This window comes from Cupriavidus sp. FW216-B1, from assembly GCF_058789195.1.
Genome location: NZ_JBYTEL010000003.1, coordinates 251,790 through 266,228 on the forward strand (window position 1 = coordinate 251,790; position 14,439 = coordinate 266,228).

General features: G+C 70.7%; 14 protein-coding genes. 9 read left to right on the forward strand and 5 right to left on the reverse strand.

Annotated features, from left to right (window positions below; genetic code table 11):
- Positions 1 to 225: 225 nt before the first annotated feature.
- Complete coding sequence (locus AC3WXD_RS10885) at positions 226 to 741, forward strand: hypothetical protein (protein WP_059413190.1); 516 nt, start codon at positions 226 to 228, stop codon at positions 739 to 741.
- A gap of 159 nt (positions 742 to 900) precedes the next feature.
- Positions 901 to 1,356 (forward strand): universal stress protein, encoded by a 456-nt coding sequence (locus AC3WXD_RS10890; RefSeq protein ID WP_059413191.1) that lies wholly within the window; start codon positions 901 to 903, stop codon positions 1,354 to 1,356.
- A 34-nt stretch (positions 1,357 to 1,390) separates the two neighbouring features.
- Here the strand turns inward: AC3WXD_RS10890 and AC3WXD_RS10895 are convergent, their stop codons facing one another.
- A complete protein-coding gene (locus tag AC3WXD_RS10895; protein ID WP_492323687.1) occupies positions 1,391 to 1,570 on the reverse strand; it encodes a hypothetical protein in 180 nt (59 codons plus the stop codon).
- A 285-nt stretch (positions 1,571 to 1,855) separates the two neighbouring features.
- On the opposite strand from AC3WXD_RS10895, the gene AC3WXD_RS10900 reads away from it, so the two are divergent.
- The 5 genes from AC3WXD_RS10900 (at position 1,856) to AC3WXD_RS10920 (ending at position 6,381) form a co-directional block, all read left to right on the forward strand.
- A complete protein-coding gene (locus AC3WXD_RS10900) occupies positions 1,856 to 2,335 on the forward strand; it encodes a VOC family protein (RefSeq protein ID WP_492323688.1) in 480 nt (159 codons plus the stop codon).
- Entirely contained in the window at positions 2,332 to 3,552 is a 1,221-nt protein-coding gene (locus AC3WXD_RS10905) for an FAD binding domain-containing protein (RefSeq protein WP_492323689.1), read from the forward strand. The genes AC3WXD_RS10900 and AC3WXD_RS10905 overlap by 4 nt, the downstream gene beginning before the upstream one ends.
- A 36-nt stretch (positions 3,553 to 3,588) precedes the next feature.
- Positions 3,589 to 3,948, forward strand: coding sequence for a DUF485 domain-containing protein (locus AC3WXD_RS10910; RefSeq protein WP_492323690.1), 360 nt, complete (start codon positions 3,589 to 3,591; stop codon positions 3,946 to 3,948).
- A gap of 5 nt (positions 3,949 to 3,953) precedes the next feature.
- Complete coding sequence (actP, locus tag AC3WXD_RS10915; protein WP_492323792.1) at positions 3,954 to 5,591, forward strand: cation/acetate symporter ActP; 1,638 nt, start codon at positions 3,954 to 3,956, stop codon at positions 5,589 to 5,591.
- Positions 5,592 to 5,712: 121 nt separating this feature from the next.
- Complete coding sequence (locus AC3WXD_RS10920; RefSeq protein WP_082079671.1) at positions 5,713 to 6,381, forward strand: TetR/AcrR family transcriptional regulator; 669 nt, start codon at positions 5,713 to 5,715, stop codon at positions 6,379 to 6,381.
- A gap of 42 nt (positions 6,382 to 6,423) precedes the next feature.
- On the opposite strand, the gene AC3WXD_RS10925 is transcribed toward AC3WXD_RS10920, so the two are convergent.
- The 4 genes from AC3WXD_RS10925 to dsdA form a co-directional block, all read right to left on the reverse strand.
- The gene (locus tag AC3WXD_RS10925) at positions 6,424 to 7,947 is read right to left on the reverse strand and encodes an amidase (protein ID WP_492323691.1); all 1,524 of its coding nucleotides are present in this window, start codon (positions 7,945 to 7,947) and stop codon (positions 6,424 to 6,426) included.
- Positions 7,948 to 8,020: 73 nt separating this feature from the next.
- Positions 8,021 to 9,175, reverse strand: coding sequence for a DSD1 family PLP-dependent enzyme (locus AC3WXD_RS10930; protein WP_492323692.1), 1,155 nt, complete (start codon positions 9,173 to 9,175; stop codon positions 8,021 to 8,023).
- A 112-nt stretch (positions 9,176 to 9,287) separates the two neighbouring features.
- Entirely contained in the window at positions 9,288 to 10,274 is a 987-nt protein-coding gene (locus tag AC3WXD_RS10935) for a Bug family tripartite tricarboxylate transporter substrate binding protein (RefSeq protein ID WP_082079677.1), read from the reverse strand.
- Between the two features lie 118 nt (positions 10,275 to 10,392).
- Positions 10,393 to 11,757, reverse strand: a complete 1,365-nt coding sequence (dsdA, locus tag AC3WXD_RS10940) for a D-serine ammonia-lyase (protein WP_492323693.1) — start codon at positions 11,755 to 11,757, stop codon at positions 10,393 to 10,395.
- Positions 11,758 to 11,935: 178 nt separating this feature from the next.
- On the opposite strand from dsdA, the gene AC3WXD_RS10945 reads away from it, so the two are divergent.
- Both AC3WXD_RS10945 and AC3WXD_RS10950 read left to right on the forward strand, forming a co-directional pair.
- Complete coding sequence (locus tag AC3WXD_RS10945; RefSeq protein WP_454731295.1) at positions 11,936 to 12,904, forward strand: LysR family transcriptional regulator; 969 nt, start codon at positions 11,936 to 11,938, stop codon at positions 12,902 to 12,904.
- A gap of 271 nt (positions 12,905 to 13,175) precedes the next feature.
- Positions 13,176 to 14,351 carry a branched-chain amino acid ABC transporter substrate-binding protein gene (locus AC3WXD_RS10950; protein WP_492323694.1) on the forward strand — a complete coding sequence of 392 codons (1,176 nt, stop codon included), beginning with the start codon at positions 13,176 to 13,178 and terminating at the stop codon, positions 14,349 to 14,351.
- Positions 14,352 to 14,439: the final 88 nt, after the last annotated feature.

Here is a 14,439-nt window from a genome sequence, read left to right on the forward strand (position 1 = left end):
GCTGGCGGCATGGCGGCGCGCGCGTATCCATTCTGGATGCCGCGGCCCGGCGGGACATGACGCACGTCAAGCCCGGGCCTCTGACGGCGCATGTCCGCGCATTGCCGCGGCGGCTGACCGGGATCAATGCCGAAGCGCCGGCGTTGCCTACGATGCAGGGACGGATCGCCGGCGGCGCCGGCGCGTTGGCGACGCCCGCGCCTCATGGACACCAGGAGCCCGACCATGCCATGTCACCGCCCTTTTCCCGCGCCGTGGAAGCACGCGCTTGCCGCCCTGCTGGTCTGCCTGCACGCCGCGGCCGCGCCGGCGGCGACCGCGCCGCCGGCCACGCCGCTGGGCCCGAACCCGCCGCGGGTGGAGCAGCGCGACGGCATCGCCTACCTGTCCGGCGGCATCGGCGCGGACGAAGCCGCGCGGATGCGCTCGATGCGCGCCGCGTTCAACGTCCAGATGCAGTTCGCCGACGCCCGCACCGGCGAATGGCTGTCCGACGTGGCGGTGGCGCTCGCCGACGCGCGGGGCAAGCCGGTGTTCTCGCTGGTCACGTCCGGGCCGTTTCTCTACGTGAAGCTGCCGCCCGGCAGCTACCGCGCGCGCATCACTTACCAGGGCGTCTCGCAGACCCGGAAGTTCACCGCCGGCCGCAAGCCGGCGGCGCTGGACTTCCGCATCGCGGTCAACGACGCGGAGCGCTCCTGGCTCTACTGCGGCGGCGGCTGCAAGCCGGCCGGGCGATAGGCGGACCAGGAGCGGACGATGAGCACGCGATGAGCACGCGGAAGCACCGGCGCCAACGCTTGATATGCGTCAAGCACCCGCCGCCGCCGTCACCTATGCTGCAAGAAGGACGCGCGCCCTCGCCGGGCGCGCCATGACAACGTTGAAAGGAGACCCGCCATGTACCAGAAAATCCTGCTTGCCGTGGATGGCAGCCATTCTTCCGACCTCGCCATCAGCCAGGCGATCATCATCGCCAAGGCGACCGGCAGCGAGGTGGAGGCGCTGTTCGTGGCGGACGACAGCGACGCCTTCTTCCCGGTCGGCGCCTACGACCCCAACAAGCTGGTGGAAAGCATCCTCACCCTGGGCCGCGAAGCGCTGGCCACGGCCGCCAGGCGGCTCGCGGAAGCCGGCATCCGCCACACCACCCAGCTGATCGAGAAACCCGTCTCTCCCGGGCAGATCTCCAGCACCATCGTGGCCGAAGCGGACCGCCAGAACGCGGACCTGATCGTGCTCGGCACGCATGGCCGACGCGGCCTGCGGCGCCTGGTGATGGGCAGCGTGTCGGAAGGCGTGCTGCAGAAGAGCCACAAGCCGGTCCTGCTGGTGCGCAGCGAGACCGAGCGCTGACCGCGCGCGGGCGCGCGCGCCGCGCTCGGAACGCTCAGAACGCTCGGAATTTGTGCCGGATGCCGACTCCGGCCGTCATGCCGCTGCCCTGGTTGCTGAGCTTGTCGTACAGCGCGTTGGCGTGGAGATCCGTGCGCCTGGACATCGCGTACAGGTAGCCGATGCCCGCGTCGCGGCGGCGCACGTCGGGCTGGGCGTCGGCGCGGCTACCCACGCCCGCCCCTTCCGCGCCGGACCCCGGTTGCGCTGCCCGGACCGGGGCGGAAGGCGGCCTGCCGAGCGCGCCGCCTGAAACCGACGACCCGACGATCCGTCTTGCCCCCTCGCGCGCCGGCCGCCGGCGCCGCATCCCTTCCAGAATCCAAAATCCAGAAAGCGGAACACGGCGCGCCCGCGCGTCAGGGTAAATCCCACCCCCTGCTCTCTTGGTCCGGCCCGGCATCCTCCCTATAATTTATCAAACGATCACTGATCGTACGATAACTTGAAAGGAGCAGCGATGGCGCTGGGCAAGCTCGCACATTTTTCCATCCGCACGACCGACCTGGAGCGGTCGTGCGCGTTCTACGAACGTGTTCTCGGGTTCCGGCGCGGGTATCGCCCGCCGTTCGCGTTTCCCGGCGCGTGGCTCTACATGGGCGGCGACGAGGGTAGCTACGGCACCGTGCACATCATCGGCATCGATCCCGACGACCCGGCCGGCCTGACCGCCTATCTTGGCGACAAGCCGGTGTCCGAGCCCGGCACCGGCACGCTCGACCACATCGCCTTCCTGGCCACCGGCGTCGCGCAGATGTGGCAGACGCTGCGCGCGGAAGGCATCGCGTGGCGCGACCGCACGGTGCCGAGCCTCGGCCTGCACCAGGTCTTCATCGAGGATCCCTCGGGCGTGACGATCGAACTCAACTACCCGGCCGGGGAAGTGGCGGGCCTGGACCTGCCCGCAGAGGCGCAGGCACGGACTGGAGCACTGGCATGAATCCCGCGCAGCACACGCAACCCAGGGCGATCGTCGTCGGCGGCTCGCTGGGCGGACTGTTTGCCGCCAATCTGCTTGCGCGCAACGGCTGGGACGTCGAGGTCTTCGAGCGCACGCCGGAGGCATTGACCGGCCGCGGCGCGGGCATCGTCACGCATCCGGAGTTGTTCGAGGCGCTGGCGGCGGCCGGCGTGGCGGTCGACGACGGCATCGGCGTGCGCGTCGATACCCGCGTCACGCTGGCGCGCGACGGCGCCACGGTGTCCGCGCGCGAGCTGCCCCAGACGCTGACGGCCTGGGGCAAGATGTACGACGTGCTGGGCCGCGCGTTCCCCGGCGTCTACCGCACCGGCGCCGCCGTGAGCGCGGTCGAGTCGCATGCGGACCACGCCACGGTCACGCTGCAGGACGGATCGACGCACCGCGCCGACCTCGTCGTCGCCGCCGACGGTTTCCGCTCGGGCCTGCGCGAGCAGTTGCTGCCTTCGGCGCGGCTCGAATACGCGGGTTATATCGCCTGGCGCGGCCTGGTCGACGAGGCCCGGCTGTCGCCGGCCACGCACGCGGCCATCTTCGGCAAGTTCGCCTTCTGCCTGCCGCCCCGCGAGCAGATCCTCGGCTATCCGGTCGCCGGCGACGGCAACAGCATCGCGCCGGGCCAGCGCCGCTACAACTTCGTCTGGTATCGCGCCACGCCCGACGACGCGCTGGCCGACCTGCTGACCGACGCCAGCGGCAAGTGCTGGCGCGCCGGCATCCCGCCGGGCCTGATCCGCGCCGACGTGCTCGCCGACATGGAGAGCGCCGCCGCCACGCTGCTGGCGCCGCAGTTCGCCGAGGTGGTGGCGCGCACCGCCCAGCCGCTGTTCCAGCCGATCTACGACCTGACCGTGCCGCGCATGGCCTTCGGCCGCATCGCGCTGCTCGGCGACGCCGCGTTCGTGGCGCGCCCGCATTGCGGCATGGGCGTCACCAAGGCGGCGGGCGACGCGGTGGCGCTGGCCCGCGCGCTGGCGGCGCACCGGTGCGTCGAGGCGGCGCTGCGGGCGTACAGCGCCGAGCGCGTCCAGGTCGGGCAGGCGGTCGTCGAGCACGCGCGCCATCTCGGCGCCTACATGCAGGCGCAGCTCAAGAGCGAGCAGGACCGCGCGATGGCGGAGCGCTACCGCACGCCCGAGGCGGTGATGCGGGAGACCGCCGTGTCGCGGCAATTCTGAACCATCGCGGACAACATCCATTCGGAGACAACAACCATGCCCCAAGCCGCCCCCTATCCGGCGCATCTCGATCTCGCCGGGACCGATACCCCGGTCATACCGCACGCCATGCTGGGCCAGCCGGCCTTCGAGCGCCTGCAGCGCGCGCGCCGGCGCTTCTCGTGGACGCTGACCGCGGCCATGCTGCTGGTCTATTTCGGCTTCATCCTCACGCTGGCGTTCCGCCCCGACCTGCTGGCCCGGCAACTGGTGGCGGGCCAGCCGATGAGCGTCGGCATCCCGGTCGGCTTCGGCATGTTCGCGTTCACGTTCGCGCTCGTGGCCATCTACGTGCATCGCACCAACACCGTCTACGACGGCATGATCGCGGACATCCGCAAGGGAGCGCAGCCATGAACCGCATGCTGACCGCACTCACCGCGCTCACCGTGCTGACCGCGGCCGGCCCCGCCCTGGCGGCGACGTCGCCGGTGGGCCAGGGCATGAGCATGATCGCCATCGCGATGTTCGTGGCGTTCGTCGCCGCCACGCTCGCCGTCACGCGCTGGGCCGCCAGGCGCAACCACAGCGTGGCCGACCACTACGCCGCCGGCGGCAGGATCACCGCCATGCAGAACGGCTGGGCGATCGCCGGCGACTACATGTCCGCCGCCTCGCTGCTGGGCATTTCCGCGCTGGTCTTCACCAGCGGCTACGATGGCCTGATCTATTCGATCGGGTTCCTGGCAAGCTGGCCGATCATCCTGTTCCTGATCGCCGAGCCGCTGCGCAACCTGGGGCGCTACACGCTCGCCGACGTGCTCTCCTATCGCCTCCGGCAGCGCCCGATCCGGGCGTTCTCGGCCTCGAGCTCGATGGTGATCGTGCTGCTGTACCTGGTGTCGCAGATGGTGGGCGCCGGCAAGCTGGTGGAGCTGCTGTTCGGCTTCGACTACACCTCGGCGGTGGTGCTGGTCGGCGTGCTGATGGTGGTGTACGTGTTCTTCGGCGGCATGCTGGCCACCACGTGGATCCAGATCATCAAGGCGGCGATGCTGCTGGCCGGCTGCGCGTTCATGGCGTTCATGGTCATGAGCCGCTTCGGCTTCAGCCTGAACAGCCTGTTCGAGCACGCCATCGCGGCGCACGGCAGGCATGACGCCATCATGCGTCCCGGCGGCCTGGTCTCGGACCCGGTGTCGGCGGTCTCGCTCGGGCTGGCGCTGATCTTCGGCACGGCCGGCCTGCCGCACATCCTGATGCGCTTCTTCACGGTCGGCAACGTCAAGGCCGCGCGCAAGAGCGTGCTCTACGCCACCGGCATCGTCGGCACCGGCTACGCGCTGATCATCGTGATCGGCTTCGGCACCATCGCGCTGGTGGCCCGCGAGCCGCGGTACCACGACGGCGCCGGCGCCGTGATCGGCGGGGTCAACATGGTGGCGGTGCACCTGGCGCATGCGGTGGGCGGCAACGTGTTCCTGGGCTTCATCTGCGCGGTGGCGTTCTCGACCATCCTCGCCGTGGTGGCCGGGCTGACGCTGGCGGGCTCCTCCGCGATCTCGCACGACCTCTACGCCACGGTGCTGCGCCAGGGCAAGGCGACCGACCGGGAAGAGATGCGCGTGTCGCGCGTCACCACGCTGGTGCTGGGCGTGCTGTCGATCCTGCTCGCCATCCTGTTCGAGAAGCAGACCATCGCCTTCATCGTCAGCCTGACGTTCTCGATCGCCGCCAGCTCCAACTTCCCGGTGCTGCTGCTCTCGGTCTACTGGCGCGGCCTGACCACGCGCGGCGCCGTGGCCGGCGGCACGCTCGGGCTCGTCACCGCGGTCGTCCTCACGATCCTGAGCCCGACGGTGTGGGTGCAGGTGCTGGGGCACGCCGCGGCCATCTATCCGTACGAGTATCCGGCGCTGTTCTCGATGCTGGTGGCGTTCGCCGGCATCTATGCGTTCTCGGTGACGGACCGCTCCGCGCGCGGCGCCTGGGAGCGCGATGCCTACCAGAACCAGCGCGTGGACTGCGAACTCGGCATCGCCGGCAAACCCGGCGCCTGACCCGGGCGGCATGGCGCAAGGCGGGGGACAAACAGGCGAACACGCTCCCCGCCTTCTCGTTTATCGGGCGATTGGTAGAATCCGGACATCGTCCGCATGCCGGAAGCCGAGAGAGACAGTCATGGAGCCACCCGCCACCCCCACTCCGGACGAGACCGCCAGCAAGGGCACGCGGCGGTTGCTGCCCGAGGAACGGGAACAGCAGATCGTCGAGAAGGCCATCGAGCACTTCACGCGCAACGGCTTCGGCGGCAGCACGCGCGAGCTGGCCCGCCAGATCGGCGTCACCCAGCCGCTGCTCTATCGCTATTTCGAGAGCAAGGAGGCGCTCATCGACCGGGTCTACCACGAGGTATTCCAGTGGCGCCCCGACTGGGACCGCCAGATCGCCGACCGCGCGAAGCCGCTGGCCGAGCGGCTCCAGGCGTTCTACCTCGACTATGCCTCGGTGATTCTGCGCGAGGAATGGATCCGCCTGTTCATCTTCGCCGGCCTGACCCACGAGGGCATCAACAACAAATACCTCAGCAAGCTGCGCAGCAAGGTGTTCCTGCCCGTGCTGGCCGAGGTCCGGGAAGCCTTCGGCATCGCCGCCCCGCGCAACGCGGCGGAAACCGAGGCCGAGATCGAGATGATCTGGAGCCTGCATGCGGCCATCTTCTATATCGGCGTGCGCAAGTGGGTCTACGGCCTGAAGGTGCCGGCCAACGTGGACGCGGTCATCCGCCAGCAGGTCGACATGTTCCTGCACGGCGCGCCGGCGGCGATCCGGGCGCTGCGGGCGGGCTGACCCGCGGGCCGGGCCCGCGCCAGATCGGTATCGGGACGGACGCTAGACCGCCGACACCCCGCTCGCCGCGCCCGCGCCGTCGAGGACCGGCGGCGCGGTGACGATCGAGCGCAGCGGCGGGTCGGCCGGCCGCAGCTTGGACAGGTCCGGCAGCGGCCGGCGCAGCACGTCGGAGGCGGCGAACGCCTGTTCCATCGCGTGCGCCGCGCCCAGCGTCTGGTGGTCGGCGCGGAAGCGGCCCACCACCTGCAGGCCGAACGGCAGGCCGGCGTGGTCCAGCCCGCACGGCAGGCTGATGGCCGGATGCGTGGTCAGCGTGACCACGTAGGTGGGCGCCAGCCAGCGGTAGTAGTTCTCCTGCTTCTCGCCGTTGATGGTCTCGGCGTACAGCTCGGTCCACGGGAACGGCGACACCGGCGTGGTCGGCGACAGGATCACGTCGTAGTCTTCGAACGCCGCCTGGAAGCGGCCCAGGATGCGGGTCTGCTCGGCCTGCGCCCAGGCCGAATCGACCAGCGACATCTTCGCGCCCATCTCGTAGTTGGCGCGCGTGTTCGGGCCCAGGCTGGCGGGGTCGCGCTGGTAGGCCTCGTGCATGCCGGCGACGAAGCTCTCGGCGCGCAGCACGTCGAAGCAGCGGTGCGCCTCGCCCAGCTCGAACTTCACTTCGTCGCAACTGCGGAACAGGTGCCGCATCGCGGCGATCTTGGCGCGGAACACCTTGCGGATGTCGTCGTCGACGGCGCACACGCCGAAGTCCTCGGTCCAGCCCACGCGCAGCGAGCCCAGGTCGACGTGGCGCGGCAGCAGGAACGAGAGCGGGTCGAGCGCATAGGTGAGCGGGTCGCCGGCCGACAGGCCGGCCGAGGCGGCCAGCTGCAGGCAGGCGTCGGCCACCGTGCGGCCCATCGGCCCGACCACCGAGATCGGCGTCCAGCCCAGCAGCTTGCGCGAGCTGGGCACCACGCCCGGCGACGGCCGGAAACCCACCACGCCGCATTTGGCGGCCGGAATGCGCAGCGAGCCGCCGGTGTCCGACCCCGTGCACACGGGCAGCATGTCGGTGGCCAGCGCCGCGGCCGAGCCGCCCGACGAGCCGCCCGCGTTCAGGTTGGGGTTGAACGGGTTGCCGGTGGCGCCCCACACTACGTTGCGCGAATTGGCGCCGGCGCCCATCTCGGGCACGTTGGTCTTGCCGGTGACGATGGCGCCGGCCGCGCGCAGGCGCGCCACCAGCACGTTGTCCTGCGCGGGCACGTTGCCGCGGTAGAGCGGCGAGCCGTAGGTGGTGAGCAGGCCGGCGGTGGCCTCGAGGTCCTTCACGCCCAGCGGCAGGCCGTGCAGCAGGCCGAGCGCGTCGCCGCGCATGACCGCCTGCTCGGCGGCGCGGGCTTCGCCGCGCGCGCGCTCGTAGCAGGTGGCCGTGACCGCGTTGATGAGCGGGTTGACCGCTTCGATGCGGTCGATGCAGGCGTCCAGCAGTTCGACGGGCGAGAGTTCCTTGCTGCCGATCAGGCGGCGCAGGGCAACGGCGGACTGGGACAGCAGAGCGTTGTGCTGGTTCATGGCGGAGTTCCGGGTGCTGTGAATCGGGTGATCGGATGGCGTGGGCGGATGCGTTGAAACGGAACGGGCGGGCTCAGCGGCTGAGCCCGCGCGCGGCCACCGGCCACAGGCTGGCGACGGCCTGCCCGCGGATGCCGACGATCTCATCGTACAGGTTGAGCGTGGGATCGCAATGCCCCGGCACCAGCAGCATCTGGCTGCCGAGCGCCGGCAGCGCGGCGGCGGTGGCGCCGGCGCGCGGCTCGACGATGCCGTGCTCGTCGTTGGCGGCCACGTAGTCGAGCGTGGCCGAGCGCCCTGCCGCACTCCAGGCCAGCGGCAGGCCGGAGTCCACCGCCAGCGACTTCAGGCCGGCGTCCACCACCACGCGCGGCGCGGCGCCGTGCGCGGCGGCCACGCTCATGACCGTGCTGGCGACGAACAGGCTGTGCTCGAAGCGCAGCGCCCCGCCGTATTCGTTGCTGCCATAGTCGCCGTCCATGAAGACGTAGGAGCCGGGCTGGAGCTCGGTGTAGACGCCACCGGCGAGGTCGAACTCCGCGCTGCCGCTGCCGCCGCCCGTCACCGTCTCGCAGGCCACGCCGGCCTCGGCCAGCGCGGCCACCGCGGCCGCGGTGCGCGCGCCGGCCGCCGCCACCGCGCGCGCGCGCTCGGCGGCGCCGCGCACGTGCTGGAGCCCGCCGTGATAGGCCTGCAGCCCGCGGAACGCGAGTTGCCCGTGCGCGCGGATGGCCTGCACCAGATGCAGCGCGGCGGGCGCGTCGGCCACGCCGCAGCGCCCCTGCCCGATGTCGATCTCGACCAGCACGCCGATGGTGCTGCCGGCCCGCGCGGCCGCGGCGGCCAGCTCCGCCACCTGGCGCGCGTCGTCCACGCACACGCTCATGCGCACGCGCAGGGCGAGCTGCGCCAGCAGCGCGGCCTTGGCCGGCCCGGCGATCTCGTTGCTGATGTGGATGTCGGTCACGCCGGCCTGCACGAACGGCACCGCCTCGCTGACCTTCTGGCAGCAGATGCCGACCGCGCCGCGCGCGATCTGCGCCAGCGCGATGGCCGGCGTCTTGTGGGCCTTGGCGTGCGGGCGCAGCTTCACGCCGGCCCGGTCGGCCGCCTGCTGCATGCGCGCGAGGTTGCGCTCGAACACGTCGAGGTCGAGCACCAGCGCGGGCGTGTCGATGGCGCCGGCGGGCTGGCCGACGCTTGCCGCGGGCGGAATGAGGATGGTCATGGCGTGCCTGTCTCGTGGGCGCTTGTCGTCGCGCCTGTCGTTGAAATGGTCGGGATGGTCGGAATGGCCGCGGGCCGCCGGCGGCATCGCGCGCCGCCGCGCCGGACCGGCCTCAGTCTGCCCGGATGTTGGCGCGCTGGGCAATGGCGCGCATGGTCGGCAGTTCGCGCGTGATCAGCGCGGTCACGGCGGCGCCGTTGGCGTAGGCCGGCTCGAAGCCGTTGTCCAGCAGCTTCTTCTTGGTCTCGGGGTCGGCCATCGTCGCGGCCAGCGCCTTTTCCAGCTTCGCCTTCACGTCGGCCGGCAGGCCGCGCGGCGCCACCACGGCGATCCACGTGTCCATGTCGATGCCGGGATAACCGGCTTCGGCGGCGGTCGGCACCTCGGGCAGCAGCGTCGAGCGCCGGGCGGTGGTCACGGCGATGGCCTTGACCTTGCCCGACTTCACCTGCGGGATCGCGGCGGAGACCGTGTCCATCGAGAACGGGATCTGGCCGCCGATCAGGTCGGTCATGGCCGGCGAGCTGCCCTTGTAGGGCACGTGCAGCATCTTCACGCCCATGCCGTTGAGCAGCATCTCGCCGGCGAACTGGGCCGTGGAGCCGGTGCCGAACGAGCCATACGAATACTTGTCCGGCGCGGCCTTCAGCGCGGCGGCGAGCTGCTTGAGGTTGCTGATGGGCTGGTCGCGGTTGGCCAGCAGGATCAGGCCGGTGCGCCCGGTCAGGCCGATCGGCTCGAAGCTCTTGAGCGGGTCGTACGGCAGCCGCGCGTTGATGGCCGGGTTCACCGTGAACGTGGTGCCCGAGCTGACCAGCAGCGTGTAGCCGTCGGGCGCGGCCTTGGCCACGTAGCCCGCGCCGACGATGGTGCCGGCGCCCGGACGGTTGTCGATCACCACCGACTGGCCCAGCTGGTCGCCCATCTTCTTCGCCAGCAGGCGGCCGACGATGTCGGTGGCGCCGCCCGGCGGGAACGGCACCACCATCTGCAGCGGATGCGACGGGAACGTGTCGGCCAGGGCATTGCCGGCCGGGGCAGCCAGGCAGGCGGCGGCCAGGATCGCGAGCTTGAAGGATCGGGTGAGCATGATGGTCATTCTCCTGCTGGGCAGAGGCCGCCGGCAATGTGGCCGGCACGCGTGCCAGGGTTGATCGGTGGATTGCGTGCGTGCTGCTTGTCTCGTGTGTTTTCGGAGGTGCTGCGTGCCGGCCCGCTCAGCGCGCGAGCGCGGCCGCCCTGGCCAGGAAGCCGTCGTATTCCGCCGGCGGCACGAACAGCCCGCCGGTGGTCCAGACCAGGTGCGTGGCCTGCGGCATCTGCCCGGCCAGGCCGTGCCGCGCCAGGTAGTCGCGCCCGGCATCGCTCTCGCACAGCATGCGCGGGCCGCTGAAGCCCGCCGCGGCCGACGGCTCGATGCGCAGGCCCTCGGCCTGCAGCAGCAGCGCCAGATGCGCGAACAGCGTTTCGTCGGCAACCGTGAACACGCCCGACAGCAGCGGCGCCATCACCGCCGCGGCGAGTTCGGAGGCGCGCGGCACCGCCAGGCCGTCGGCCTCGGTGCGGTTGGTCAGGCCGAAGTCGTAGACCGACGGATTACCCTTGCCGGCCATCATCTGCACCAGGAAGCACGGCGACTGCACCGGCTCGGCGAAGAAGCAATGCACGTGCGGGCCGAACAGCTGGCGCAGGCCAAAGGTGATGCCGGCCGGCGCGCCGCCCACGCCGCACGGCAGGTAGACGAACAGCGGATGCGCGGCGTCCACCTGGATGGCTGCGGCGGACAGCTGGTCGCGCAGGTGCAGCGCGGCCGCGCTGTAGCCCAGCAGCAGCGACAGCGAGCGCTCGTCGTCGACGAAGTACGCGAACGCATCCTGCTGCGCCTGGCGGCGGCCGGCGGCCACCGCTTCCTCGTAGTCGCCGGCATGCTCCACCACCTCGACGCCGCGATCGCGCAGCCGCGCCTTCTTCCATTCCTTGGCGTCCGCCGACATGTGCACCGCCGCGCGGAAGCCCAGCGCCGAGGCCATCACGCCGATGCTCAGCCCGAGGTTGCCGGTGGAACCCACGGCCACCCGGTAGCGCCCGAACAGCGCGCGCGCCGCGGGTTCGCCGAGCGCCAGGTAATCCTCGGGCCGGTCCCTGCCGGGGCCGATCAGGCCGTGGCGCAGCGCCAGGCCCTCGGCGAACTCCAGCACCTCGTGGATGCCGCCGCGCGCCTTGATCGAGCCGGCCACCGGCAGGCCGTGATCGCCCTTGACGAACAGGCGGCCCAGCGCCGGATCCAGCCCCAGGCTGCGCTGCATGGCCGGCGCGGCGACGAGTTCCGATTCGATCACGCCCTGCGTTCCGGCCAGTTCCGGGAACAGCCGCGCCAGCAGCGGCGCGAAGCGGCGAAAGCGCGCCTGGGCCGACATGACGTCAGCCAGACTAATACTCCGCGCCCCGGCGGCCTGTTCCCCGGGCGGGGTCTCGACGCGGCCCGGGTTGCACCACAACAGGGGCGTGGCCGCGCCCAGGGCGGCCTGCAAGGCGGCGGACGGGCTGGCGGCGGGCGGTTGGCTGGGGATCGGCTGGCTCATTGTCTCGGGGTCGTTGTACGCGGTTTGCGGCGGAAGCCGTGGTGGCTTCCCGGATGACTCCATTGTTGGTTTCCCCCGCCCCGGCCGCAAACGGTTTATATTAGCCAGTGCATTAGTCTTGCTAATGCCTGATGCACCACGATCATGCATGCCCGCCATGCCGCCCCGCAGACCCCCAATGAGCACCCTGCTTTCCTCCTCCGTCCTTAGCTGGCTGCGCTGCTTCGAAGCGTCGGCGCGCCACTGCAACTTCACGCGCGCGGCGGCCGAGCTGTGCATCACGCAAGGCGCGGTCAGCCAGCAGGTCAAGCAGCTCGAGCAATGGCTGGCGCGGCCGCTGTTCATCCGGGCCCCGCGCGCGCTGGTGCTCACGCCCGAGGGCGAGCGGCTGCGCTTCGTGCTGCGCGAGTCGTTCCAGGCCATCGAGAGCACCCTGACCCAGCTGCGCAAGCCACGCGAAGGCGGGCCGATCGCGCTGAGCTGCGCGCCCTCGTTCGCGATGCGCTGGCTCACCCCGCGGCTGGGCGATTTCTTCCGCGACCATCCCGAGGTCGGCCTGCGGGTGTATGGCGAGTTCCACACGCTCGACAGCACCCGCATGGCGCGCGACGGCATCGACGCAGCGGTGCGCTTCGACCTCGGCGTCTATGAAGACCTCAAGGCCGGGCGGTTCCTCGACGAATGGCTGCTGCCGGTGGCCAGCCCCGCCTTCGTCGCCGCGCACCCCGAGCTGCGCGCGCCGCGGGACCTGAAAGGCGCGTGGCTGCTGCACGACGTCAGCCCGTGGGAAGGCGCGGATGCCTTCGCCGAATGGGACCACTGGCTCCGGCATGCCGGCGCCGCCGTGGACAACCTCGGCGCGGGGCAATGCTTCAACCTCTCGCAACTGGCGGTCGGAGCGGCGCTGGCGGGACAGGGCGTGGCGCTGGGCCGCTCGGCCCTGGTGCTGGAAGACATCGCCGCCGGGCGGCTGGTCGAGCTGTTCGGCATCCGCGTGCGCTCGCAGGCTTCGTACTACTTCGTCTCGGCGCACGGGCAGACGCCGCAGATCGCCACCGTGGAGCACTGGCTGGCCGCCGAGGCCATGCGCTTCGATGCGCAGCGCGCCAAGGTGCTGGGCAAGGGCGAGGTGCGCGGCGGCGCCTGAGATCCTCCCCGCGCGCCCGGCGCCGGCCCGCTTTTCGTTTGCGCATCGCACCACAACCGTGCCGCCGTCCCCAATATCGCTTCGGCCACCGGGCCGAACGGCCCGTTCCGGCACCAACATCGGCCACCCGGCGCGCCCTGGCGCTGGCACGCATGTTGCGTCACGGCATTCAAGTAACTTGAATTTTGCGGATCATGGGAATACTTTCGTTCAAGTCACTTGAAGACCAATCCAGCCGGCCGCTGCCGGCTATCTGCCCGAGGGGATGAGGATGCGTAGGAAGAACACCGTAGTGGCCGCCGCCATGCTGGCGGCTTCGGCAGGACTGGCGCTGGCGTCGGTGCCGGCGGCCGCCAAGGACGTGGTCAAGATCGCCTTCGTGGGGCCGCTCACCGGCGGGGTCTCGGCCATCGGCCTGGGCGGGCGCAATTCCGCCGACCTGGCGGTGCGCCTGCGCAATGCGGATCCCAAGTCCAGGTACACCTACGAGCTGGTCACGCAGGACGACGAGTGCCGCCCCAACGTGGGCGTGCAGGTCGCCACCAAGATCGCCGCGGACCGCAGCATCGTGGCCGGCGTCACGCATTTCTGCTCGGCCGTGGCGATGGGCACGGTGGGCGTGTACAACCGCTTCCAGCTGCCGGTGGTGGTGTGGGGCGCGGTGCTGCCCGACGTGACCTACGGCAACGACTTCAAGGAGATCCATCGCGTCAACGGCACGATGATCAACCAGAGCGACGTGGCGGCCAAGTTCATGACCGGGCTGGGCTACAAGAAGTGGGCGATCATCCACGACACCACCGACTACGGCAAGGGCCACAACAAGTACTTCAGCGAGTTCCTCAAGAAGGACGGCGGCACCGTGGTGGGCACCTTCGGCGTGACCGCCGACCAGCAGGACTTCACCACCGAGCTGACCAATATCCGCGAGCTCAAGCCCGACGTGGTGTATTTCGGCGGCCTGACGCCGCTGGGCGTGCGCATCCGCACGCAGATGGAAAAGCTCGGCATCAAGGCGCAGTTCGAGGGCACCTCGGGCATCAAGGCCGACGCCTACATCCAGGGCACGGGCAAGGACCTGGCCGAGGGCTCGCTGGCCTTCATCGAAGGCGCGCCGTGGGAGAAGCTGCCCGGCGGCCTGTTCTTCCAGGGCAAGTACTCGCAGCAGAAGTACAGCGATCCGCCCGAAGCCTACGGCCCGTTCGCGTTCGCCGCGGCCAACCTCATCATGGACGCCGTGGAGAAGGTCGGCCCGGACCGCAAGAAGGTGCGCGACACGCTCAACGCCACCAAGGACGTCGACACCATCGTCGGCAAGGTGACGTTCGACGACCATCGCCAGAACATCGTGCCGCTGGTGACCAAGTACGTGGTCGAGGACGGCAAGTGGGTGATCTGGGAAGACAGCGCCTACGGCAAGGGCAAGAAGAAGCTGGCCGGCCTGTAGGCGGCACGGCGGCGCCCCCGCCCCGCTACGCCGCTGCCCTGCCGCGCTGCCGCCGCAGCGCGGCAGCACGGCAGCGCCTCGCCATTCC